The organism is Catenulispora yoronensis, assembly GCF_039531695.1.
Lineage (GTDB): Bacteria > Actinomycetota > Actinomycetes > Streptomycetales > Catenulisporaceae > Catenulispora > Catenulispora yoronensis.
The window spans coordinates 1-23121 of sequence record NZ_BAAAQN010000045.1 but is presented as its reverse complement, the minus strand read 5'-3'; the positions used below and the strand labels follow the sequence as shown (position 1 = coordinate 23121).

General features: G+C 71.5%; 15 protein-coding genes. 6 read left to right on the top strand and 9 right to left on the bottom strand.

The annotated features are described in order from the left end of the window. Position 1 precedes the first annotated feature (1 nt). Complete coding sequence (gene asnB / locus ABD481_RS30490) at positions 2 to 1906, top strand: asparagine synthase (glutamine-hydrolyzing) (RefSeq protein WP_344669255.1); 1905 nt, start codon at positions 2 to 4, stop codon at positions 1904 to 1906. A 931-nt stretch (positions 1907 to 2837) separates the two neighbouring features. After that, positions 2838 to 4097 (top strand): MFS transporter, encoded by a 1260-nt coding sequence (locus ABD481_RS30485; RefSeq protein WP_344669254.1) that lies wholly within the window; start codon positions 2838 to 2840, stop codon positions 4095 to 4097. Position 4098: 1 nt separating this feature from the next. Here the strand turns inward: ABD481_RS30485 and ABD481_RS30480 are convergent, their stop codons facing one another. From ABD481_RS30480 to ABD481_RS30450, 7 genes are all read right to left on the bottom strand, one after another. Continuing rightward, positions 4099 to 7047 (bottom strand): helix-turn-helix transcriptional regulator, encoded by a 2949-nt coding sequence (locus ABD481_RS30480; protein ID WP_344669253.1) that lies wholly within the window; start codon positions 7045 to 7047, stop codon positions 4099 to 4101. Between the two features lie 133 nt (positions 7048 to 7180). Continuing rightward, positions 7181 to 7912, bottom strand: coding sequence for a 4'-phosphopantetheinyl transferase family protein (locus tag ABD481_RS30475; protein ID WP_344669252.1), 732 nt, complete (start codon positions 7910 to 7912; stop codon positions 7181 to 7183). Positions 7913 to 8100: 188 nt separating this feature from the next. Then, positions 8101 to 8919, bottom strand: coding sequence for a 3-hydroxyacyl-CoA dehydrogenase family protein (locus tag ABD481_RS30470; RefSeq protein WP_344669251.1), 819 nt, complete (start codon positions 8917 to 8919; stop codon positions 8101 to 8103). A 126-nt stretch (positions 8920 to 9045) separates the two neighbouring features. Beyond that, positions 9046 to 9750 (bottom strand): response regulator, encoded by a 705-nt coding sequence (locus tag ABD481_RS30465; RefSeq protein ID WP_344669250.1) that lies wholly within the window; start codon positions 9748 to 9750, stop codon positions 9046 to 9048. Then, positions 9734 to 10834, bottom strand: coding sequence for a sensor histidine kinase (locus ABD481_RS30460; protein ID WP_344669249.1), 1101 nt, complete (start codon positions 10832 to 10834; stop codon positions 9734 to 9736). The genes ABD481_RS30465 and ABD481_RS30460 overlap by 17 nt, the downstream gene beginning before the upstream one ends. An 825-nt stretch (positions 10835 to 11659) precedes the next feature. Further along, positions 11660 to 12415: a thioesterase II family protein gene (locus tag ABD481_RS30455; RefSeq protein WP_344669248.1), complete on the bottom strand. Its 756-nt coding sequence runs from the start codon at positions 12413 to 12415 to the stop codon at positions 11660 to 11662. Positions 12416 to 12470: 55 nt separating this feature from the next. Continuing rightward, positions 12471 to 15287, bottom strand: a complete 2817-nt coding sequence (locus ABD481_RS30450) for a helix-turn-helix transcriptional regulator (RefSeq protein ID WP_344669247.1) — start codon at positions 15285 to 15287, stop codon at positions 12471 to 12473. A 553-nt stretch (positions 15288 to 15840) separates the two neighbouring features. Here ABD481_RS30450 and dpgA point away from each other — a divergent pair. The 4 genes from dpgA (at position 15841) to ABD481_RS30430 (ending at position 20886) form a co-directional block, all read left to right on the top strand. Next, positions 15841 to 16935, top strand: coding sequence for a 3,5-dihydroxyphenylacetyl-CoA synthase DpgA (gene dpgA / locus ABD481_RS30445; protein ID WP_344669246.1), 1095 nt, complete (start codon positions 15841 to 15843; stop codon positions 16933 to 16935). A gap of 65 nt (positions 16936 to 17000) precedes the next feature. Further along, entirely contained in the window at positions 17001 to 17723 is a 723-nt protein-coding gene (dpgB, locus tag ABD481_RS30440) for an enoyl-CoA-hydratase DpgB (protein ID WP_344669245.1), read from the top strand. Continuing rightward, positions 17720 to 19156 carry a (3,5-dihydroxyphenyl)acetyl-CoA 1,2-dioxygenase DpgC gene (dpgC, locus tag ABD481_RS30435; protein ID WP_344669244.1) on the top strand — a complete coding sequence of 479 codons (1437 nt, stop codon included), beginning with the start codon at positions 17720 to 17722 and terminating at the stop codon, positions 19154 to 19156. The genes dpgB and dpgC overlap by 4 nt, the downstream gene beginning before the upstream one ends. Further along, positions 19153 to 20886: a thiamine pyrophosphate-binding protein gene (locus tag ABD481_RS30430; protein WP_344669243.1), complete on the top strand. Its 1734-nt coding sequence runs from the start codon at positions 19153 to 19155 to the stop codon at positions 20884 to 20886. The genes dpgC and ABD481_RS30430 overlap by 4 nt, the downstream gene beginning before the upstream one ends. A 34-nt stretch (positions 20887 to 20920) precedes the next feature. Here ABD481_RS30430 and dpgD read toward each other — a convergent pair whose 3' ends face one another. Both dpgD and ABD481_RS30420 read right to left on the bottom strand, forming a co-directional pair. Beyond that, a complete protein-coding gene (dpgD, locus tag ABD481_RS30425) occupies positions 20921 to 21730 on the bottom strand; it encodes an enoyl-CoA-hydratase DpgD (RefSeq protein WP_344669242.1) in 810 nt (269 codons plus the stop codon). A gap of 56 nt (positions 21731 to 21786) precedes the next feature. Then, positions 21787 to 23121, bottom strand: a 1335-nt coding sequence (locus ABD481_RS30420; protein ID WP_344669241.1) for an aldehyde dehydrogenase family protein, incomplete at its 5' end; no start/stop codon positions are given.

Sequence of the window (23121 nt, the reverse complement as noted above, 5' to 3'; positions counted from 1 at the left end):
GATGTGTGGGATTGCGGGTTGGGTGGATTGGGAGCGGGACTTTGGGGGCGGTGGGGAGGCTGCTCACGTTGTGAGGGGGATGACGCGGACGCTTGCGCCGCGTGGGCCGGATGCGGAGGAGGTGTGGGTTGGGGGGTGCGCGGCGTTGGGGCATAGTCGGTTGGCTGTTATTGATATTGAGGGTGGGAAGCAGCCTATGGTGCGGGGTGAGGTGGTGGTTGTTTTTAGTGGGGAGATCTATAACTTCAAGGAGTTGCGGGCCGAGTTGGCGGGGTTGGGGTGGTCGTTTGCGACGCGTTCGGATACTGAGGTGTTGTTGACTGCTTATTTGCAGTGGGGTGTTGAGTTCGCGTCGCGGTTGGTGGGGATGTATGCGTTCGCGATTTGGGATCAGCGGGTGCGGCGGTTGGTGTTGGTGCGGGATCGGGTGGGGATCAAGCCTTTGTATTACGCGCGGGTTGGGGGTGGGTTTGGGGGTGGGAGTGGGAGTGGGGTTGTTTTCGGATCGGAGCCGAAGGCGTTGCTTGCGCATCCGGGGATGGTTGCGGAGGTGGATGCTGAGGGGATTGCGGAGTTGATGGCGGTGCCGCGGGCTCGGACGCCTGGGCATGGGACTTTTCGAGGAGTGCGGGAGGTGCGGCCGGGGTGTGTTGTCGTTGTTGATGAGGTGGGGTTGAGGGAGACCTCGTATTGGCGGCTTGAGGCTGGGGAGGATGTTCGGGATTTCGGGGCTGGGTGCCGTGATGTTCGGGCGCTGTTGGATGACATCGTTCGGCATGAGGTGGTTGCTGATGTGCCGGTGGGGGCGTTGTTGTCGGGTGGGATTGATTCGAGTGTTGTTACGGCGTTGGCGGCTCGGGAGTTGTTGACTGGTGAGTTTGTTGCCTTTTCGGTGCGGCCGCCGGGGACTGGTGGGGCGGGGGCGGGGGCGAGTGGAGGGTCGACGGCGGGTGCGGGTGGAGGGGCGGGGGCTGATGTTTGGCGGCCGTCGGATGATGAGCCGTTCGCGGCGTTGGTGGCGGAGCGGCTGGGGTTGAAGCATGTGGTCGCGGGTGTGAGTGTGGATGCGCTTGTGGAGTTGCGGGATGTTGGGCTGGCTGCGCGGGATCTGCCGGGGTGGGGGGATCTGGACACGACTATGCATGTGCTGTTCCAGGCGGTGCGGGACCACTGCAAGGTTGTGCTGTCGGGTGAGGCCGCTGATGAGGTGTTCGGGGGGTACTTGTGGCAGAACGATCCTGGGTATGTGGGGCACTCTTCGTTTCCGTGGATGTATGGGCGGCGGCAGCCTGAGGTTCTGCTGCATGAGGACATTCGGCGGGCGATTGAGCCGGAGAGGTATGAGGCGGATCGGTACCACGAGGCTTTGGGGGAGGTTTCGTATGTGCTTGGGGAGTCGGCGGAGCGGAGGAGGGAGCGAGAGGTTTTCCACTTGGGGGTGACGCGGTGGTTGCCGGGGTTGTTGGATCGGCAGGATCGGATGAGCTCTGCGTTGGGGTTGGAGGTGCGGGTGCCGTTCGCTGATCATCGGCTGGCGGAGTATTTGTTCAACGTGCCGGGGGTGGTGAAGGGGAAGGCCATGCCGAAGGCGCTGTTGAGGGAGGCGTGCGCGGATCTGTTGCCGCGGGAGGTTGTTCAGCGACCGAAGAGTGCGTATCCGGTGAGCAGGGCGGATGCCCATGTGGAGCGGATGCGGGAGTTGGTGTTGGAGATGGTGGCGGATGCGGATGCGCCGGTTTTTGAGCTGTTGGATCGGGAGCGGGTGCGGAGGGCGGTGATGGCGGACGCTGGTGGGGGTGAGGCTCTGCCGGGGCCGATTACTGCGGTGACGCCGGCTATTGGGTTGTCGTATTTGTTGCAGGTCAACGAGTGGGTTGGGAGGTATGGGGTGCGGGTGAGGGTTTAGGGGTGGGGTGGGTTTTTGATCAAGGTTCGGGGGTGGTCAAGAAAGTCAAAAGCTGGGAAAAGCTGGGCAAAGCAGGCGCCTCCGGCGGGGGCCTCGGATCCCTCGGGGAACTGGCGCCGGCTCCATAGGGGGGTAGCTGCTAGTCCCTGCGCTGGCGGTTGGTGAGGTGGGGGTTCGTTCCCCTCGGTCCCGTCGGCAGCCCTACGGGTACAGCGCCGCCGCCCGGGTGTAAAGTCCATGCCGTCACCTTTTTGACCATTGCCTTGCTGTTGCCGATGCATGAACTTGACACCCGGTCGGCGGCACTGTAGGCAAAGCCCTGCCGACGTGACCGAGGGGAACGAACCAAAAACCCAGGCAGGGGACTGACAATCACGGGGCTGCTGGGTCTGATGCTCAGCTTCCGGCCGCCGGTTCGAGTCCCGGGGCGATTTTGCCTTTGAGCGCTGGGCTTCCGGCCGCCGGTCCGAGTTCATGATTTGGTGCTCTGGGCGTGCCGCTGCCGGTCCGAATCCGGGGGCCTTTTTGCTTTTGAGCGCTGGGCTTCCGGCCGCCGGTCCGAGTTCGTGATTCGGTGCTCTGGGCGTGCCGCTGCCGGTCCGAGTCCCGAGGCGTTTTTACTTTCGCGCTCTGGGCTTCCGGCTGCGGGTCCGAGTCCCGGAGGTTCGCTCGTTCGCGCTCTGGGCTTCCGGCTGCGGGTCCGAGTCCCGGAGGTTCGCTCGTTCGTGCTCTGAGCATCCGGCCGCCGGTTCGAGCCTCGGCAGCTCGCGTTTCCTTGCTGCGCGGGCCTGCGGCGGTTCGGCCGGTGCTGCTGTTGGCTGAAAGTCGGTGTCCGGCTGGGGTCTTGGGTGAACATTAAGCGCTGTGGGCGCGGGCGTTGCTTGGCGCGTGGATGATTGTGCGAGTGGTTGGCCGAGGGTGGGGGGACGGGGTGGAGAGTGTTTCGCAGGTGTGGGCGGAGCCTGTGGAGCGGGTGGGGTGGTCGTGGATCACTGGGATCGCGTTGGGGAATTTGGGGTTGTTCATGGCTTATTTCGGGCCGTTGGCGGTGTTGTTGCCCAATCAGGTTGAGGCGGCGGTGGGGGCTGGGCACAAGGTGGTGGCTTTTGCGTGGGTGTCGGGGGTGGGGGCTTTGGTGGCTACTGTTACGCAGCCGGTGGCGGGGGCTTTGTCGGATGTGACGGTGGGGCGGTTTGGGCGGCGGCATCCGTGGACGTTGGTGGGGGCGGTGGCCAGTGCGGGGGCGTTGGTGTTGTTGAGTGCGCAGCATACGGTTGGGGGGATCATGGTGGCGTGGTGTTTGGTGCAGGCTTCGCTCAATGCGATGCAGGCGGGGTTGGCGGCGGGGGTGCCGGATCGGGTGCCGGTGGAGCAGCGGGGGTTGGTTTCGGGATGTATTGGGATTCCGACCACGGTGGGGGTCATTTTGTCGGTGGTGCTGGTCAGTAAGGTGGTGCCGGGTAATGCCGGGTATGTCGCGTTGGCTGGGCCGGTGGTGTTGTTGGCGTTGCCGTTTGTGGTGGCTTCGCATGATGAGCCGTTGGTGGCCGGGGATCGGCCGGTGGTCGAGTGGCGGGGGTTTGTGCGGTCGTTCTGGGTGAGTCCGAGGCGGAATCCGGATTTCGGGTGGGCGTGGTTGACGCGGTTTTTGATCATCCTGGCGGAGTCGGCGGCGATTCTGTACCTGTTGTATTTCTTGCGCGATCGCATTCACTACAGCGTGCTGTTTCCGGGGCAGAAGGCGGAGGACGGGCTGGCGCTGCTGCTGGTGGTCTACAGCGTGGTGGCTATCGCTACGGCGGTGGTCGCGGGGGTGGTGTCGGACCGGTTGGGGCGGCGGCGGGGGCCGGTGGCGGTGTCGGCGATGGTGATGGTGGTGCCGGCGGTGATGCTGGCGGTGTGGCCGACGTGGCATGTGACGATTGCCGCGGCGGTGGTGTTGGGGCTGGGGTTCGGCATCTACCTGTCGGTGGATCAGGCGTTGGTGACGCAGGTGCTGCCGACCGCGGAGGGGCGCGCCAAGGATCTCGGGGTGATCAGTGTGGCCAGTGCGGGGGCTCAGGCGTTGGCGCCCGCAGTGGCTGCGCCGTTGGTGGCCTATGGCGGCGGCTATCCCACGCTCTTTTTCGGCGTGGCGGGGATTCTGGTGCTGGGCGCGCTGGCGGTGGGGCGGATCAAGTCTGTGCCCTGAGTCAGGTCAGGGCCGGTACTCCGCCGTTGCGGGAGCCGACGACGGCCAGGTCGGCTCGGCCTGCCACGCCTAGTTTGCGGTAGGTGTGCGTCAGGTGCTGCTCGACGGTGCTGACCGTTATGTAGAGCCGCTTGGCGATCTCGCGGTTGGTCAGGCCGTGGACCACCAGGTCGGCGACGCGACGTTCGGCGTCGCTGAGGACGGCCGCGGACGGCGTGGGTGGGGGCTCGGGGTCGGTCAGGCCGGCGTCCTGGGCCAGGCGGGTGGCGACGGTCTCGGCTTGGCAGGCCTGGGCGATGCTCAGGGCTTGGCGCGCGATCACCTGTGCGCGGCGGGTCTCGCCGAGTTGCAGGTAGGCGGTGGTCAGGTCGCAGAGGGCGCGGGCGAGGAGGTAGCGGTCCTCGCCTTCCTTGAGGGCCTCGGCCGCTGTGCGCAGGAGCATCGGGCGCAGGTGGAGTTCGTGGGTGGCGGCCAGGACGCGCAGGGCTTCGCCGTGGGCGCGCGGGTGGGTCTTGCGGTCGCAGAGTTCGAGCTGCCGTTCGAGGAGCTCGCGGGCCTGGTCGACGGCGCCGGTGGCGAGCAGGGCCTCGGCGGCGTCGGTGCGCCAGGGCAGCAGGCCCGGGACGTCGATCTGCCAGGTGCGCATCAGGTCGCCGCAGGCCAGGAAGTCCGTCAGGGCACTGCGGGGGTCGTCGGTGGCCAGGAAGTGGCGTCCACGGGCCCTGATGTAGTGCAGTCCGTAGCGGCTGCCCAGCATCGCCGGCGGGACCGGGCGGGAGAGCAGTTCGGCGGCGTCCTCGTGGCGGCCCATGTCGGTCAGGGCGGTCAGCAGGCTGGCGAAGCAGGCGCCGAGGGTCACGCCCCAGTTGGCGGCCGGGATCAGGGCCAGGCCGTCGCGGGCGTGGCGCTCGGCGGCGGGCAGGTCGCCCTGGCGGACGCTGATCTCGGCGCGCAGGGCCAGCAGCCGGGCCCGGTGGCTCGGCGACTCGTGGCGGTCGGCGGCGGCCAGGAGCTTGTCGCACCAGGAGGCGGCGCGGGCCGACTGCTCGCCGTAGACCAGGGCCAACAGCGCCGACTCCAGGGCGTCCATGCCGACGCCGGACGGCGCCGAGCGGCGCAGCACCCGTTCGGCCTCCTCGAACACGTGGTGCGAGGGTCCGGTGGTCAGCACCTGGTCCAGGGCGGTGGATGCGCCGAGGCGATGGCGCAGGTCGGTGGTGCCGAGGGTGGCCGCCGGGTGCGCTCCGGGCTTCGCCGGCGGCTCGGGCGCGGCCTCGGGCAGGTGCTGCAACAGCGGCGTGAACGACGAACGCAGCCACGCCCGCGTGATGTGCAGGTCGGCGGCTGCCTCCGGGTCGGCCTTGAGGTCTCCTCCGGACCAGCGTTTGAAGACCCGCAGGGTGTCCTCGGTGCGGCCGTGCCAGAGCAGGACCCGGGTCAGCAGCGTGGCGTCGGAGACCGCGAGCCCGCCGGACTCCAGCGCCTCCAGCAGTTCGTCAAGGTACTGCGACGGCACGGCCGGGCTCAGCCGCCACTCGGCCCGGACCAGCAGCGTGGTCAGCCGCAGCCGGACGTCCTCGTCGTCGCACGCGGCCCGGGCCAGGTGCAGGTAGCCGATCGCGGCGACCGCGCGGCCGTCGGCCAGCGCGGCCCGCGCGGCGTCCTCCAGGACCGGGACCGCCCACGGCGTCGTGGTCCGGCCGGCCGCCCGCAGGTGGCCGGCGATCTCGGCGTTCGGCCGTCCGGCGGCGTGCGCGATGTCCGCGGCCTTGGCGTGCAGCCGGGCGTGCTCGTCCCGGGTCAGGCCGGCCAGGACGGCGGCGCGGGCCGCGGGGTGGCGGAACCGCCCCTGGCGCACCAGTCCGGCCCGCTCCAGCGAGCGCAGAGTGGCCGAGGCCACCGCGGGCTCCAGGCACAGCAGGTGCTCCAGGCCGCTGATGTCGTCGAGTACTGCGATGCCGCGCGCCACCTTCAGCAGCACCGGGGAGGTGCGCCGCAGGCACGACCGGACGGCCCGCGCGTAGCCGTCCCCGATCCGCGCGGCGCCGGGGGCGTCCTCGGGCTCCGGCTCGCCGGGGGTCCGGCGGGCGGCCTCGCGCTGGTCGGCGACCAGGCCGACGGTCAGCAGCGGGTTCCCGCCGCCGGCGTCGAAGCACTCGGCGGCGACCCGCTCCACGGCCCCGGCGTCCAGGCCGGCCCCGAGGTCGGCGCCGAGCCGGTCACGAAGCAGCGCCGCCACCCCGGTGCGGGTGAGCGGCGCGAGTTCGATGACGCGGCTGTGCGGCTGTCGCAGGACATTGAGCCGGAAGGTGGAGTCGGTGGGGCCGATGTCGTCGCCGTGGCCGAGCACCAGCGCGATCCTGGTGTGCCGGATCCGCCGGACCAGGTACTCCAGGCAGGACAGCGACGCGGCGTCGGCGTGGTGCGCGTCGTCGACCACCAGCACCAGCGGCACCCGTTCGGAGATCGCCACCAGCCGCTGGCAGAACCGGTCGGCCACCCGGGCGCAGACCGCGGAGAGCCGGACCCGGTCCGGGGCGTGTCCGGGCTCTGCGAAGCCGGCCGGGTGCCCTCCCCCGCCGGGATCCGGCGCGCCCCGGGACTCCGGATCCCGGCGGGAGCTCACCCCGGCGCAGACCGCGTCGAGTTCCTTGGCGCCGTGGGTGATCAGCGTGTCCAGGAACCGGCGCTCCTCCTCCTCGACCCGCGCGCCCAGCACCAGCTGCGCCAGCACGCCGAGCGACAGGCCGTTCTCCGCCTCGGCGGCGGTGGCGGTCAGCGTCAGCGTGCCGGTGTCGGCGGCCAGGCCGGCGAAGGCGTCGAGCAGGGCGCTCTTGCCCAGCGCGACGGCGCCGCAGACCAGCGCGACCCCGCCGCGTCCGGCGCGGGCGCCGTGGAGCAGATCGGTCAGCTCCGCGATCTCCCGCTCTCGTTCCACCATCTCGATCATGAGGGCCCCCGTCCCATCGCACCTCACGTCCGTCAGAGGGCCAAGCGTGCCGCAGAGCGGCGCTCATATACAAGGGACCTGAGATACTCGATACGCCGGGCCGATCGCAGGTACCCGGCAAGGGGATCGAAAGTTATACCCCGCCCCGGTTTGGCACCCTCGGCGGGACGGTGACTGCGGCCAGGATCAGGTTCTCGCGGACCACCCAGCGCCCGGAGAACTCGGACACCTCGCGGCCGCCGACCACCGGCCCGCCGGTGCGCAGCTTGGCGGTGAACCGTCCGCGCTCGGGCTCGACGGTGACCGCGGCGTCCACGAAGTCGAGCCAGCGCAGGGTCAGCGGGTACCAGGCCTTGTAAACGGCCTCCTTCGCCGAGAACAGCAGGCGGTCCCAGCTCACACCCTGGTGGGTCGTTGACAATCGTTCGATCCAGGCTTGTTCGGCGGGCAGGCTGATGGCGTCCAGCACGCCCTCCGGCAGCGCGGCGTTCGGCTCGGCGTCGATGCCGACCGAGGCGATCTGCGCCGAGCGGGCCACGACCGCGCCCCGGTAGCCGGCGCAGTGCGTGATGCTGCCGACGATGCCGCGCGGCCACTTCGGTTCGCCCCGCGCACCGGCCAGGATCGGCCGCGGCCCCAGGCCCAGCCGGGCCAGCGCCAGCCGCGCGCAGGTCCGCCCGGACACGAACTCGGCCCGGCGGGAGGGCACGGCCCGGGCGATGTGCTCCAGCTCCCCGGCCAGCAGCTCGGCGTCGAGTTCCTCGCGGGTGTCCACGCACTCGGCCGGGGCCGGGACGATCTCGGCGATCAGGGCTCTGGCCGCGAGGTGCGGCGGCGTCTCGACCGGGGTCTGGGCACTGTCCATGGCGCCACGGTAGGCATCGGGCCACCGCCGGCGTAACCGCCCGGAACCCGGTCTAGGGGCGTCGGCCTCGATTATCCGGGCGGATAGTGGCGGCGGCGCCGGCAGCGGCGGCCGGCGTGCGGACATCGGCGCGGCGTAACGGAGGCGCGGGAAAGCAGAGCCCTTGTAATCCATGTGCGGAAGCCCGATCAGCAGTACTGGTAGAACCCTCGGCCGGCCTTGCGTCCGAGCGCGCCGTCCTGAAGCATGTCGAGCAGCACCGGGCTGGGCCGGCAGGACTCGTCGCCGGTGCGGGTGTAGAGCTCGTCCAGGGTCAGCACCAGGGTGTCGATGCCGATCAGGTCGGCGGCCCGCAGCGGCCCGACGGTGTGCCCGTAGCAGCTGCCCATCACCGCGTCCACGCTGGCCGCCCGCGCCCCGCGCCCGACCAGTCCGGCGGCGGCGTTGATCAGCGGGTACTGGAGCCGGGCCCCGACGAACCCGGGCTGCTCGCCGATCAGCACCGGCCGCAGCCCCAGCGCCAGGACCAGGGCCCGGGCCGAGGCCACGGCGTGCTCGGAGGTCCGGCGGCCCCGGGTCACCTCCACGCCGTCGCAGGCCGGGTTCGGGAAGTGGGTGCCGACCAGGTCCGGGGGGCGCCCGCTCCAGTCGGCCAGCTCCTCGATCGGGATGGCCGAGGAGCACGAGGCCAGCGGCGTGCCGGCGGCGAAGACCGCGCAGGCCTGGGCGAAGGCCCGGGTCTTGGCCACGGCGCTCTCGGTGACGGCCTCGACGACCATCGTGGCGTCCCCGCCGTCGGCCACCGACCCGGTGACGCGCAGCAGCCGCCGGGCCGGGCCGGCGCCGGCCGCCTCGGCGATCGCGGCCGCGGCCCGCTCCAGCACCCGGCGCCCGGGGTCCACCAGCACCACCGGGATGCCCCGGTGGACCGCGACGCGGGCCAGGCCCGCTCCAGTGGCGCCCGCACCCAGGATGGTGAGTCGCAACGGCTGCGTGACGGTGTCCACGCGGCCCTCCTCATGTCGCTGACGGTTCTCGGGCGGCCACGCTAAGTGCGCCACGAGGAGGCCACAACCCCGGCTTCCGGATCAGCAGCCCCCTATAAAGGGCCTGATTCCGTCGGCACAGCTGCCTCAGCCGTCGGGTGTCCAGGCATTGTCACCCGGATCCCCCGTTATCAGGCCGGCGGCCGTGGCCTTGTTCACCGCGTCGATCCGGGACACCGCCCCGAGCTTGGTGAACACGCTGTGCAGGTGCCGCTTCACCGTCGCCTCGGAGACCTGCATCCGGCTGGCGATCTGCCGGTTGCTCAGCGCGCCGGCGACCAGCCGCAGCACCGCCAGCTGCGGCTCGGACAGCTGCGGTCCGGCGGTCCGGTGCAGCTGCGCCAGGCTCTCCCGGGAGATCGAGAGCACCATCCGCTCCGGGGCCAGGTGCACGCTGCGGATCGCGGCCACCAGCTCCTTGCGGTCCACGCTCTTGAGCAGGTAGCCGCTGATCCCCTCCGATATCAGTTCTCTGAGGATGATCGGCGGGTCGTACATGCTCAGCATGATGATCCGGCTCGACGGGCTGTCCCGCCGCATCCGGGCGACGGTGTCGGTGGTCCGGCGGCCCGGGATCTCGACGTCGAGCAGGACGATGTCCGGCCGCCGCTCCACCACCCGGGCCAGCGCCTCCTCGCTGTGCGCGGCCTCGCCGACCACCCGGATGTCCTCCTCGACCGACAGGATCTCCCGGACCCCCTCGCGCACCAGCACGTGGTCGTCGACCAGCAGCACCGTGATCCGGCGGTCGCTCGGGCCGTCGCAGACCGGGCCCTCACCTCCCTGCGACATCGCCGGCGTCCCGTCCCTCCAGGGGAATCACCAAGTCCACGTGCGTGCCCTTCCCCATCCTGCTGCGCAGGTGCAGGGTGCCGCCCAGCAGCCGGGCCCGCTCCCGCATCGAGCTGATACCGAACCCGTCGCCCCGGTCGTGGACGTCGAACCCCTCGCCGTCGTCCTCCACGAACGCCCGCAGCTCCTGGGGCGTGATGTCCACGTTGATGACGATCGTGGACGGGCTCCCGTGCCGCAGGGCATTGCGAGCCGCTTCCCGCAGCACCAGGAAGACCTCGTCGACGATCTCCGGGGCGGCCCAGCTCTCGTCCCCCTCGACCCGGATCCGGATGTGCACCCCCTCCCCGGCGCCGCTGTCGACGTACTGCTTCAGCGCGCTCTCCAGACTCTTCAACGAGTGGAACTCGTACAGGTCCGACGTGAAGGCGCGCAGATGCTGCATCGACTCCACGACGGCGCGCTGCGCCGCCTCGACCTTCTGGCTCGCCTTGCCGGAGTCCACCTCGGAGTACATGTCGAACAGTTCGAGCTGCCGGTGGGTGACGCTGATCGAGTGGCCGATCCGGTCGTGCAGATCCCGGGCGATCCGGCGCCGTTCGGTGACTTGCGCGTCATGGATCTGATTCAGGAGAAACCCCGTATAGCCGGCGATGGCCGTCCGGACCCGCAGCATGATGCTGCGTTCCAGGGCCACGGTCGCGGTCACGATCAGGCCGAAAGCCTCAGGCCGTTCCTCAAGCACCCGCGCGACGGCGTCCAGCACCGTCCGGAACATCAGCGAGGCCGACTGCAGCGAGGCGCCGGGGTTGACCCCGCGGGCCGCCCGCGTCAGCCCGATGTCCCAGGCGATCGCCTGATACCCGTCCCCGATGCGCACCCGCCCGGCGCGCAGACTCGCCGCCACGTCCTCCAGCACCTGCCCGGCGTTCGTCATCGCCTGGGCCAGAGCCTCGTCGTCCTGCACCAGCGCGTTGCCCGAGGCCGTCATCTGCTCCCGGTAGCGCTCCAGAATCCGCTCGTGATCGGCCTCGATACGCGCCGCCAGCCAGTCGGCGTCCGCCAGGTCCCCGTTCGATTCCATGGCACCGTCCCCCCTCATTCGCCATGCCATCGGTCGGCTGATGAAATCAACAACCTGTCGAACGTCAAGTTGCCGCTCCCCCTCGCCTCCGCACGTCTGAAAGTCAGCGATTATTCGACGTTGTATGCAACAGACCAACCTCCTTACATCCTACGCGGGCCCTCCGTCGGTCAGGATCGTTTTGCCCCACCGCGTCCCTACCGACCAGTCAGTAAGAAGGGGTGCACGTCCCACCCGATGGTGGAGAAATCTGACCTAACATGCTGACTATATACAGAAGCCAGCGTTACTACAGGCACCGTAGTAGGTCGCGGTTGCATGAACGTTTCGGGCATATCCCGCGTGGTGAAAGTGGGTGCGGAGCAGGTTGTGACGGGGGTGCCGGGGGCTCGTTCTCGTGCTGTGAGAGGCCTGACGGACGTAAATCGGTTCCGTCATGTTTTCGCCTGACAGCGGCGGCCGCGGACGCCCGCCGTACCCCCGCCGACGACACACCACCCCCACCGCCACCCCTGTTCTCCCTGCGCCCCACCCCAGTCCGGACCACCGCCGGAAAGCTGGGGTGTGGCGCGGGACGGGGAGTCCGTAGTCTTCGCGTCAGGAGACTGACGACTGGGGGCCGCGGTTCGCGGCCGGCAGGCCCGACCTCGCTCTCCGACCTGCGAGGCGGCGGTCTGTGGGGCCGCTGCGACCAACGGGTTGCGGCCCGGTGTCGTCCCATCCCAAGAGGGGTGCGCGGGACGGCGCCGGGCCGCGAGCGCCCGAAGGCGGCCGCGACCCGGCGCCGGATCCACCGAGCCCGGGAGACCCGGGCTCACACCGCGCTCACCCCACCTCGGTCCGAATCACGTCCAGCACTTCCGCCACATGCTGGAGCAAGAAGAAGTGCCCGCCGGTGTACACCTTCATCTCGAACCGCCCCGAGGTGTGCTCGGCCCAGGCCTTGGCCTCCTCCAGGCTGGTCTTCGGGTCCCGGTCCCCGGTCAGCACCGTCACCGGGCACTCCAGCACCACCCCCGGCGTGTGCCGATACGCCTCGATCGCCGTGTAGTCGCCGCGGATCGCCGGCATCAGCATCGCGCGGGTCTCGGGGTTCTCCAGCAGTCCGAGCTCGGTGCCCTCCAGCAGTCGCAGTTCACTGATGATCCCGGCGTCGTCCCGCTCGTGGACCCGCTCGTCGCGGTACGTCGACGGCGCGCGCCGCCCGGACGCGAACAGGTGCGAGACCCGGGCCTTGGCCCGCTCCAGCCGCACGGCGACCTCGTACCCCAGGGTCGCGCCCAGGCTGTGCCCGAAGACGGCGACCGGGGCCTGGCCGTCCCCGATCCACGGTTCCAGCGCCTCGCACACCTGATCGGCCAGCACGCCGAGGTCCTCGACGCACGGCTCCAGCCGCCGGTCCTGCCGCCCCGGGTACTGGACGACCAGCACCTCGATCCCCGGGCTCAGCTCCTTCGACACCGGATAGTAGAAGCTCGCCGAGCCGCCGGCGTGCGCCAGACAGAGCAGGCGCGGGGCCGCCGCGTCCGCCGGATGAAATCGGCGTATCCAAGTGTCGCTTCCACTCGCCTTAACAACCATGACCAAGCCTCAAATCGTCTTTATCCGGCAGCAAGAATCAGAATCGGCGATCATGTCACTGAGCATGCGGAACAACGGCGCCCCATCCGGCCGCTTCGCGATGCAACCCGAACGGCAGATCATGCCGCCGTGTCACATTCAGTTTGCTGTACACCTTCGTCAAATGCTGCTCCACCGTGCTCACGGTAATAAACAGCTTCCCGGCGATCTGCCGATTGGTATACCCGTCCGCGGCCAGGGCGGCCACTCGACGTTCGGCCTGGCTCAAAGCCGACCCCGGCTTCGACCCCTGACGCTCGGCCGCTTCCTCGGCCGCCTGTACGGCGTCCGTCTGTGGCAGCAGCGAGCCGGTAAGTGCCCGCGCGCCGCACTGCCGCGCGATCTGGAACGCACGCTGGCTGATCCGGCGGGCCTGGCTGATCTCGCCCAGCGCGTGGTAGGCGACGCCGAGGTCGGCCAGCGCGTAGGCGAGCTCCAGCCGGTCCCCGCTGACTTGCAGTTCCTTGACCGCCTGGCTCAGCCGCAGCGGACGTTTCGCCGGATCGCTGCACGCCGCGAGCACCCGCAGCGAGATCCCCCGTTCCCGGGTGTGCCGCGGCGTCAGCAGCTTCAGTTGTTCGTTGACCAGGTCGTGCGCGGCCTGGGGTTCGTCCATCCGCAACAGTGTCAGCGCGGCGTCGGTCCGCCACGGCACCAGCGCCGGGTAGTCCATCCGCCACTCGCCGGCCAGCCGTCCGACGGTCTCGAAGTCCCGCAGGGCGCTGCTCAAGTCCTCGCGGGCGTAGTGGACTCGCCCCTGCGCCTGCAAATACAGCAGTCCGAAGGGTGTCTCGAACACCGCGTCCGGTACCGGGGTCCGCAAGTGGTTGAACGCCTCGTTGTAGCGGCCCATCGCGGTGCAGGCCTGAAGCAGCACACTGAGTGGCAGGCCCACCGAGACGCCCCAGCTGCCGGCCGGGTTCAGTTCCAGGGCTTCGCGGGCCCGGATCTCGGCCAGCGTCACGTCGCCCTGGCGCAGCGCGGTCAGGGCCCGGGCGACGGTGAACAGCGCGTTCCACGTCGGCGCCCGGTGCTCGGCGGCGTTCTGCTGCAACAGATCGGCCCATTTCCCGGCCTCGTCGAGCCGCCCGCCGAAGCTCAGCGCGATCACCGCCGACAGCAGCACCGGCAGCGTGCGCTCCTCCAGCCGGAACTCGTGCAGCACCCGCTCCGCGACCGTCGCCGACTCGCCGGTCTCGTCGGTGAGCATGCCGACGGTCAGCGCGAGCGCGACGTTCGCGGCCCCGCCGGTCACGCCGCTCGCCGCCCCGCCGAGGTGGAAGCGGGCCGCGAGCTCCTCGACGCCGACCGCTTCGGCCCGGCCCGGGAACAGCAGCGAGGACCAGGCGCGGTGGGCGTCCAGCCGGGCCCGGTAGCGGGGATCCTCGCCGCCGCGCGCGGCTGCTTGGCGCATCGCCTGGCCGGCCTCCTCGGCGCGTCCGAACCACAGCAGACCACTGACTCGCGTCAGGATCGTGCCGTCGTGCGTCAGATCGCCGAGCTCCGCGCTCGTGGGGTACCCGTGGTGCCGCATGGCCAGGGCCGGGTCGATGCGCCACTCGGCGCGGGACAGCAGCCCGCGGGTCTGGGTCCGCGTCGTCTCGTCGGTGGCCAGACTGTGCGCCAGCCGCAGATAGCCCAGCGCGCTGCCGACCTCGGCGTCCGCCAGGGCCTGCTCGGCCGCCTCGTTGAGCACCGCGGCGGTCCAGACCCCGTCGTGCCGGCCGGCCAGCAGCAGATGGTCGGCGATCACCGAGGCCCGCGCGCCCTCCAGCCACAGCGCCTCGGCGGCCGCGGCGTGCATATCAGCACGCTGATCGGGCGTGAGGCCGTCCAGCACCGCCTTGCGCAGCGCCGGCTCCCGGAACCGTCCTTCCCGCAGCACGCCGCCCTGCTCCAGCAGGTCCAGCATCCGCTCCATGGTGCCCAGGTCCTGTCCGGCCAGCCGGGCGGTGGTGGCCACCGAGGTCTGCTCGGCGACCAGCGCGGACCACTGCGCCGCGCGCAGCAGCGCCGGGTCCGACCGGTGCAGGATCCCCACCAGGGCGGCGGTGGTCTCCGCGCCCACCCGCAGCGCCGCCTCGGCGGGCTGGTGCCGCAGGTCCTCGATCAGGCCCCGGACGATGGCCGGGTTGCCGCCGGACAGGCGCAGGCAGTCCGGGGCCAGGCGGACCGCGGCCGCGTCCCCGACCTGGGCGGCCAGCAGGGCCTGGACCGGGCCCGGGCCCAGCGGGCGCAGCCGGATCCGCCGGCTGCGCGCCGGGGGCAGGTCGGCCAGGAAGGTCGGGTCCAGCGGCTGCGCCCCGTTGGCCGCCGTCACCAGCAGGAACATCGGGGCCCGCCGCAGCCGGTTGGCGACCGAGGCCAGGCAGCGCAGGGAGGCCGGGTCGGCGTGCTGCGCGTCGTCGACGGCGAGCACCAGGGTCCGGCCGGTCTCCTCGAACATGTCCAGGATCAGGGCGCTGAGATTGTGCGCGACCCCGGAGACGATGGCCTCGTCGCCGCCGAGCGGGTCGATCTCGTCCCGGCCGGTGAGCACGGTGCGCACCGCCAGCTGCCCGGTGGCCCGCTCCCGGACCCAGGCGGGCAGCGCGGGACTGAGAAAGAGCTGGCTGAGCACGCCGAACTGCAGGCCCCGTTCCACCCGCGAGGCGGTGGCCTCGCAGAACCGGCCGCCGGCGCCGAGCACGTGCTCGGCGAAGGTGTGGACCAGCCGGGTCTTGCCCATGCCCACCGCGCCGGACACCATCGCTATCTGCTGGTTGCCGTCCCGGCAGCGCTCCAAGAGGTCGGAGAGGGTGGTGAGCCCGTCGTCCTCGTCAACCGTCAACATCGTTCGCCGTCACCCCGATTCATCGATTCCTGCCTGCGTGCAAGCCGACTCCCCGCGGCTTCCCGCATAGGCGGCCCGCGCGTTCCCCGCCATCGGCTTCGACGTCCCGGGCTCCAGCGAAAATCGAGGAGCGTCGAATAAAGTGGGGAAGGCACAACCGCGGGCCGAATCCGGTTCGAACGCTACCCGGCGGCCCGAACCGGGCAGACCCCTATCGCACCCCAGATCGAATGCCCCCGGGGGTGGTCGGGCCGGGTGCGGCCGACTCCGGCGCCCGGGCGCCCGGCAGGCGGGCGATGACCTGCGCACCCTTCGCCGACCCTTACCGCCGCGCACCACTAACGGTCGAGCTAGGGGTGTCGGCGGCGCCGAGGCCGTGGATACCGTTGCTCCCGGCATGGGTCGTCGGGCTCGTATTCACCGCGACAAGCTCCTGGTGGGGCGCACGCGCCGTCCTCCCCCGCTCCCCGCGCGGACGGACCGACACCGCATCCGGCCGCCGCGCGCCGCGCGGTCGCCGAATGGCTCTCGGCACGGGAAGCGAGCTCGCGACATGATTGTTTCTACCCTGGAGGCACCGGCCGAGCGGCCGGCGCGGATCATCGGTGTGGGCAACGCCGTCGTCGGGGAGTCCTACTCCCAGGACGACCTGCTCGACATGATGTCCATCGAGGATCCGCGCATCGCCTCCGTCTTCCGCAACAGCGCCATCGAGCGGCGGCATCTGAGCCTGCCGCCGGAGACCGGGCCCGGGACGCGCCCCCCGGAGAGCCAGGGCGGGCTGCTGCGCAAGCACACCACGCAAGGCATCGCGATGGGCGTGGCGGCGGTGACCGACTGCGTCAAGGAGATCGGCGCCGACCTGTCCGACATCGGCTACCTGGTCTGTGTCACCTCGACCGGCTTCCTGACCCCGGGTTTCAGTGCCCTGCTGCTGCGCGCGCTGAACCTCAGCCCGCACTGCGGCCGCCTGGACGTGGTCGGGATGGGCTGCAACGCCGGTCTCAACGGTCTGATCGCGACGACGGCGTGGAGCCGGGCCAATCCCGGCCGGCTGGCGGTGATGGCGTGCGTGGAGGTGTGCTCGGCCGCCTACGTGATGGACGGCACCATGCGCAGCGCGGTCGTGAACAGCCTGTTCGGCGACGGCGCGGCGGCAGCCGCGATCGTCACCGACCCGGGCACGGCCGAGCTCGAGGCGCCGGCCGGTCCGGCGGTGCTGAAGTTCTCCAGCATGATGATCCCCGAGGCGCTGGACGCCATGCGCTACGAGTGGAGCGACGAGCACGGCAAGTTCTCGTTCTTCCTGGACCGCGAGATCCCGTACGTGATCGGCGCCAACTGCGAGACCGCGCTGGAGCGGCTGCTGGAGGGCACCGGCGTGCTGCGCAAGGACGTCTCGCACTGGCTGGTGCACTCCGGCGGCAAGAAGGTCATCGACTCGGTGATGATCAACCTCGGCCTGACCCGGCACGACGTGCGCCACACCCGCAGTGTGCTGCGGGACTACGGGAACCTGTCCAGCGGCTCGTTCCTGTTCTCCTACGACCGGCTGCTCAAGGAGCGCGTCCCGGAGCCGGGCGAGATCGGCGTGCTGATGACGATGGGGCCCGGCTCGACCATCGAGCTGGCCCTGATCCGCTGGTAGCCGAAGGCTCCGCCCCCGCCCGGCCCGCGGGCGGGACCCCCTTGGACGAGGAAGGCACCACAGCCGTGAGCACTGCGACCCTGTCTGACACCCATCCGTCGCCGCGCGACGTGACGGAGATCCCTTTGAACGTGATCGGCACCTTCGGGCAGCTGACCGAGCTGACCGAGCACGCCTCGCGCGCGGCCCGCGACGCCGAACTGGCCGGCGACCGCGCGGTGCTGGTGCTGCGGGCCGGCGGCGGCCGGGTGCACGTGCCCGGGCAGACCGGCATCCACCAGGTGAGCAAGTGGGAGCAGGCGCTGCGTCGGCTGGAGCGGCTGCCGACGCCGATCGTGGCGCTGACGCAGGGCGTGCTGAACGGCCCGGGCATGGAGGCGATGCTGGTGGCCGACTACCGGATCGCCACCCAGGACATGGTGGTGGACCTGTCGCAGGCGGACGGGACGCTGTGGCCGGGGATGGCGGTGCACCGGCTGGCCCAGCAGATCGGGGTGGCCCGGGCCCGCCGGCTGGTGCTGTTCGGGCTGCCGATCGGGGCCGAGGAGGCGCTGGAGATCGGGCTGGTCGACGAGCTGGTGGCGGCCGGCCCGGCGGCCGAGGAGGCGCTGGCCGACGCGATCGGGCTGGCGGCCGGGACCACCGGGCCGGATCTGGCGATCCGTCGCAGACTGCTGATCGACGCGGTCACCACCGAGTACGAGGAGTCGCTCGGCGCGCACCTGTCCGCCTGCGACCGCGCGCTGGCCCTGGTGGTCCGCTCCGCCGACGGCGGAAACCCGTCATGACGGGGATCGCGCCGCCGCGGGCGGCTTCCGTCGCCCCGGGCGCGGCCGATCGGGCCGGTTCCCCGGAGTACGCCGAGCACCCCGAACACGCCGAACACGCCGAGTACCCGGCGCCGCCCGAGCCGCCGCGCCTGTCGGGCTCGCTCGGCCGCGACACCATCGCGCTGGCCGACTACGTCCAGGCCGTCGAGGCCCCGCTGGAGACGCTGCCGCCGCGCGCGGAGCGCACGCCCGCGCAGCAGCACACTGCGCAGACCGCGCTGGACGCGGCCCGTGCCGCGCGCACCTCGTTCCTGCGCCGCCACGTCGAGGCGGTCTACGACCGGCTGACGGACAACGGCGACGCGCATCCGCGTCTGGAGGCTCTGGTGCCGGAGGCCGCGGTGCGGTTCCCGGGCCTGGTGCCGACGGCGGCGCGGATGGCCGTCGAGGAGGGTCGTCAGCAGGCTGACAAGGAGGGCCTGGAGATCGATCAGGCGATCTTCTGCCATGCCGTCCTGTCCTCCCCCACCGCCGGCGCGCATCTGCTGGCGAGCATGCGGCGGCCGACGGCCCGCGCGCTGGAGCTGCTGCCGGAGTTCCGACGCACCGGTTCGGTGCGGCTGGCCGCCGTGCATCTGGAGCGGCGCGGCCCGGGGGCGCACCTGACCATCGTCAACAAGCACTGTCTCAACGCCGAGGACAACCAGCACGTCGAGGACATGGAGACGGCCGTCGACCTGGCGCTGCTCGATCCTCGGGTGCGGGTCGGGGTGCTGCGCGGCGGGGTGATGAGCCATCCGCGCTATCAGGGCAAGCGGGTCTTCAGCGCGGGCATCAACCTCAAGGAACTGCACGCGGGCCGGATCTCCTATCTCAGCTTCCTGCTGCGCCGGGAGATCGGCTACCTGCACAAGATGCAGCACGGGCTCGCTCCGCTTCAGACTCCGAGCTGGCCCCCGGCCCCGCTGTCGAAACCGTGGGCTGCGGGCGTGGAGGCGTTCGCGATCGGCGGAGGCGCCCAGATCCTGCTGGTCCTGGACCGGGTGATCGCGGCCTCGGACGCCTTCGTCAGCCTGCCGGCGGCGCAGGAGGGCATCATCCCCGGAGTCTCGAACCTGCGCCTGGGGCTCGGCGTCGGCGGGCGCCTGCCGGCGCAGATGATCCTGTGGGATCGCAAGCTCGCGGTGACCGAGCCGGAGGCGGCGGCGCTGATCGACGAAGTCGTCGCGCCGGAGGACATGGACGCGGCGCTGGAGGAAACGGTGCGCCGCCTGTCCGCGCCGGCGGTCGTGGTGAACCGGCACATGCTGGCCCTGGCGCGCGAGCCGATCGAGGCGTTCCGCATCTACCTGGCCGAGTTCGCGCTCCAGCAGGCGCTGCGAATCCACGCCGACGACGTCCTGGCCAAGGTCGGCCGGTTCACCGCCGCGAGTTCCGGAGGCGCCGGATGACGGCGGAGTCCGCGGCCGCGGCATTTATCAGGATCCTGCGGGAGGAGGGGGTGACCCGGGTCTTCGGCAACCCGGGCACCACCGAGCTGCCGTTCCTGGAGGCCCTGCAGTCCGCCCCGGATCTGGAGTTCGTCCTGGGCGTGCACGAGGGCTCGGTGGTCGCCATGGCCGACGGCTACGCCCGCGCCACCGGCCGGCCGGCGTTCGTCAGCCTGCACATCGCGGCGGGCCTGGCGAACGGCCTGGTCGGCCTGCTGAACGCGAGCCGGTCGCGCACGCCGCTGGTGGTCACCGCCGGGCAGCAGGACCAGCGCCACCTGGCGGCCGACCCGATGCTCTCCGGCGACCTGATCGGGCTGGCGCGCGCCGCGGTGAAGCAGACCTTTGACGTGCGCCGTCCGTCGGACCTGCCGGTAATGCTGCGCCGGGCCTTCGCCGCGGCGGTCACGCCGCCGGCCGGGCCGGTGTTCCTGTCGGTGCCGATGGACGTGCTCGCCGATCCGGAGCCGGTGCCGGTGCCGGACCGGTCGACGGTGGCCGCGCCGGGGCCGGCCGCCGGACTGCCCCGGCTGGCCGAGCTGCTGCGCGCGGCCCGGCGCCCGGCGCTGGTGGCCGGTGACGGCGTGGGCCGGGACGGGGCCGTGGCGGAGCTGGTAGCGGTCGCCGAGGCGGTCGGCGCGGTGGTGTATCAGCAGCCGATGTACGACGGCGTCAACTTCCCGGGCTCGCATCCGCTGTACGCGGGGATGCTCGGCGCCACGGCGAGCGCCCTCCGGGAGGCTCTGGACCCGTATGACACGGTCCTGATCGTCGGCACGCACGCGTTCATGCCGCACCACTACACCGCGGGTCCGCTGGTGCCGGAGCATTGCAGGATCCTGCAACTCGATCCGGATCCGGCGGAGATCGGGCGGAACTTCGGGGTCGCGTACGGGACGGTCGGGGCGGTGCGGCCCTCGCTGGCCGAGCTGGGGCGGCTGCTGGCCGGCAATGTTTCCGAGGCCGAAGCCGAAGCCGAGGCCGACGCCAAAGCCGTGGCGGGCCGGATCGCCGACGCCAAAGCCGTGGCAAGCCGGATCGCCGAGGCGGCGGCCGTGGCGGCGGCCACGCGAGCGCGTGTGGACGCGGACGCTCGGGCCCGCTACGGCCCGGCGCCGTTGGATCCGCTCGCCGCCGCGCACGCCGTGGCGGCCGGGCTGCCGGCGGACGCGGTGGTCCTGGAAGAGGCCATCACGACGGGTCTGAAGCTGCGCCAGGTGCTTTCCCTGGACCTGCCCAAGTCGTATGTCCATACCGTCGGCGGCGGGCTGGGATCGGGCATCGGCGCCGCGATCGGCAGCCGGCTCGGGGATCCCTCGCGTCCGGTGGTCGCGGTGCTGGGCGACGGCTGCGCGCTGTTCGGCTTGCAGGGCCTGTGGTCCGCCTCGCACCACGAGGTCCCGGTGACGTTCGTGGTGATGAACAACGGCGAGTACCGGACGCTGAAGGACACGCTGGACTCCTGGAACAGCGTGGCGACGGCGTCCGGCCGCTACATCGGCCTGGACCTGGCGCCGCCGCATCTGGACTTCACGCGTGTCGCGGAGTTCTTCGGCATCCAGGCCGCGCGCGCCGAGAGCGCGGAGCACTTGATCGACCTGGTCGCGAAGGCGGCGGCCGGCGATCAGCCGTTCCTGATCGACGTCCCGATCACCGGCCACGCCTCGGCGCCGCGCGTCCCAGAGGACTGATGGTCCCGGCTGCCGGCCCCGTTGGCAGGGACGGTCACCGTCCCTGCCAACGGGGCTCGCGCTTCTCCGCGAAGGCGGCGGGCCCTTCCTTGGCATCCGCGCTGTGCATACGCCGCTCCTCCCACTCGAAGCGGTGGTAGAACGCGTCTTCGAGCGGCATGTCCACGGAGCGGTAGGCGGCTTCCTTCGCCGCGCGCACCGCGAGCGGCGCACAGGCCAGCAGGTCCGCGACCCAACCGTCGACGCAGACGTCGAGCTGGTCGTCCGGGACGACCTCGTTGACCAGGCCGAGTTCGTAGGCCCGGTCGGCGGTGATGCGCCGGCCGGTGAGCAGGTAGCCCATAGCGGCGCGGAGCGGGGCTTGGCGGACCAGCCGGAACACTCCCCCGGCGCCGGCCATCAGGCCGACGCGGGCTTCCGGCAGCGCGAATTCGGCGCCGGCCGCGGCGATCACGATGTCGCAGGCCAGCACCAGCTCGAAGCCGCCGCCGAGGGCCAGGCCGTTGACGCGCGCCACGACCGGCTTGGAGAGGGTGAAGCGCTCGGTGAGCCGGGGCCAGCCGGGTTTGCCGCGGCTGCCGAAGGTCGACGGCGCGGCGAGGCCGGCCGCCTCCAGCTCGGCGAGCTCTTTGAGGTCCTGGCCGACGCTGAACGAGCGCGGGCCGGCGCCGGTGAGGACCGCGACGCGCAGGGCGTCGTCGGCCTCGTAGTCGTCCCAGATCTCGCCGAGTTCGGCGTGGGTCCGCCGGTCCATCGCGTTGAGGACGTGCGGCCGGTCGATGGTCACGTGGGCGACCGCGCCGCGCTTGTCGTAGCGGACGCGCGGCTGCTCCGGCTGGCCCATTCGCTTCCCTTCGGCAAGAGCCCTGATTCAGGGACGGCACCTGTCGGACACCACGTTCAGAACGGGAAGACCGGTGCTTCGCGCTTCGCGCTGACCCACTGCCACTGGGTGAAGTCGTCCCAGCTGTGCTGCGCACCGAAGCGCGCGCCGTTGCCGGAGGCGCCCCAGCCGCCGAAGGACACGAAGGCGTCGTCGTTGACCGTCTGGTCGTTGATGTGCACCATTCCGGCGCGCAGCCGGTCGGCGAGCGCCTCGCCGCGGGCCACCGAGCCGGTCTGGACGGCCGCCACCAGGCCGTGATCGGTGCTGTTGGCCAGTTCCAGCGCGTGCTCGTCGTCGCGGACGGCGATGACCGGCGCGACCGGACCGAAGATCTCCTCGGTGAACGCCGGCATCCGGGGCGTCACGCCGCCCAGGACGGTGGGCTGGTAGAACAGGCCGTCGTAGGTCCCGCCGGTGCGGATCCGGGCGCCGGCGGCCACCGAGGCGTCGACAATCCCGGCGACGCGGCGCAGCTGCGTGGAGTCGATGAGCGGGCCCAGGTCCGCCGGGCCGGTCCAGGGGTCGCCGACGGTGAGCTTCGCGGCCCGCGCGGTGAGGCGCTCCAGATAGTCGTCGACGACGGCCTCGTGCACCAGGTGGCGGCCGGCGGCCATGCAGATCTGGCCCTGGTGCAGGAACGAGCCCCAGGCGCCGGCCGAGGCGGCGGCGTCCAGGTCGGCGTCGTCGAGCACGATCAGGGCGTTGTTGCCGCCGAGTTCGAGCAGGGCCCGCTTGAGCGCGCGCCCGGCGGTCTCGCCGATCTGGCGGCCGACGGCGGTGGACCCGGTGAAGGCGATCGCGGCGACGCCGGGGTGCGCGGCCAGCGCGGCGCCGCAGCCCGCGTCGCCAGGCAGCACGTGCAGGACGCCGTCGGGCAGCCCGGCCTGTTCGAACAGGCGGGCCAGGAAGACGCCGCCGGAGACGGCGGTGCGCGGGTCCGGCTTGAGCACGACGGTGTTGCCGAGGGCGAGCGCGGGGGCGACGGCCCGCAGCGACAGGACCATCGGGACGTTCCACGGGGCGATCACCCCGACGACGCCGAGCGGCACGCGGCGCGCGACCGAGGTCGCGCCGGGCGCGGCCGGTTGCAGCACGCCGTGGGGCTGGGTCGGGAGCGAGGCGGCGACCCAGAGTTCGTCGAGGGCGGAGCCGATCTCGAAGTCGGCCTTGGCCCGTACCGAGCCGCCTTCGCGGATCAGCCACTGCTCGGCCTCGGAGCGGTGCTGCTCCAGCAGTTGCGCGGCGCGGCGCAGGACCGCGGCGCCCTCGGCGGCCGGGGTGGCGGCCCATCGCGGCTGCGCGGCGGCGGCGCCGTGCACCGCCGGGTCGATGTCGCCGGCGGCGGCGAG

Excerpts from the sequence above, each read along its gene's own strand:
- asnB (WP_344669255.1), top strand. The coding sequence starts at position 2 with ATGTGTGGGATTGCGGGTTGGGTGGATTGGGAGCGGGACTTTGGGGGC.
- ABD481_RS30480 (WP_344669253.1), bottom strand. The coding sequence starts at position 7,047 with ATGATCGAGATGGTGGAACGAGAGCGGGAGATCGCGGAGCTGACCGAT.
- ABD481_RS30475 (WP_344669252.1), bottom strand. The coding sequence starts at position 7,912 with ATGGACAGTGCCCAGACCCCGGTCGAGACGCCGCCGCACCTCGCGGCC.
- ABD481_RS30465 (WP_344669250.1), bottom strand. The coding sequence starts at position 9,750 with ATGTCGCAGGGAGGTGAGGGCCCGGTCTGCGACGGCCCGAGCGACCGC.
- ABD481_RS30460 (WP_344669249.1), bottom strand. The coding sequence starts at position 10,834 with ATGGAATCGAACGGGGACCTGGCGGACGCCGACTGGCTGGCGGCGCGT.
- ABD481_RS30455 (WP_344669248.1), bottom strand. The coding sequence starts at position 12,415 with ATGGTTGTTAAGGCGAGTGGAAGCGACACTTGGATACGCCGATTTCAT.
- ABD481_RS30450 (WP_344669247.1), bottom strand. The coding sequence starts at position 15,287 with ATGTTGACGGTTGACGAGGACGACGGGCTCACCACCCTCTCCGACCTC.
- dpgA (WP_344669246.1), top strand. The coding sequence starts at position 15,841 with ATGATTGTTTCTACCCTGGAGGCACCGGCCGAGCGGCCGGCGCGGATC.
- dpgC (WP_344669244.1), top strand. The coding sequence starts at position 17,720 with ATGACGGGGATCGCGCCGCCGCGGGCGGCTTCCGTCGCCCCGGGCGCG.
- ABD481_RS30430 (WP_344669243.1), top strand. The coding sequence starts at position 19,153 with ATGACGGCGGAGTCCGCGGCCGCGGCATTTATCAGGATCCTGCGGGAG.
- dpgD (WP_344669242.1), bottom strand. The coding sequence starts at position 21,730 with ATGGGCCAGCCGGAGCAGCCGCGCGTCCGCTACGACAAGCGCGGCGCG.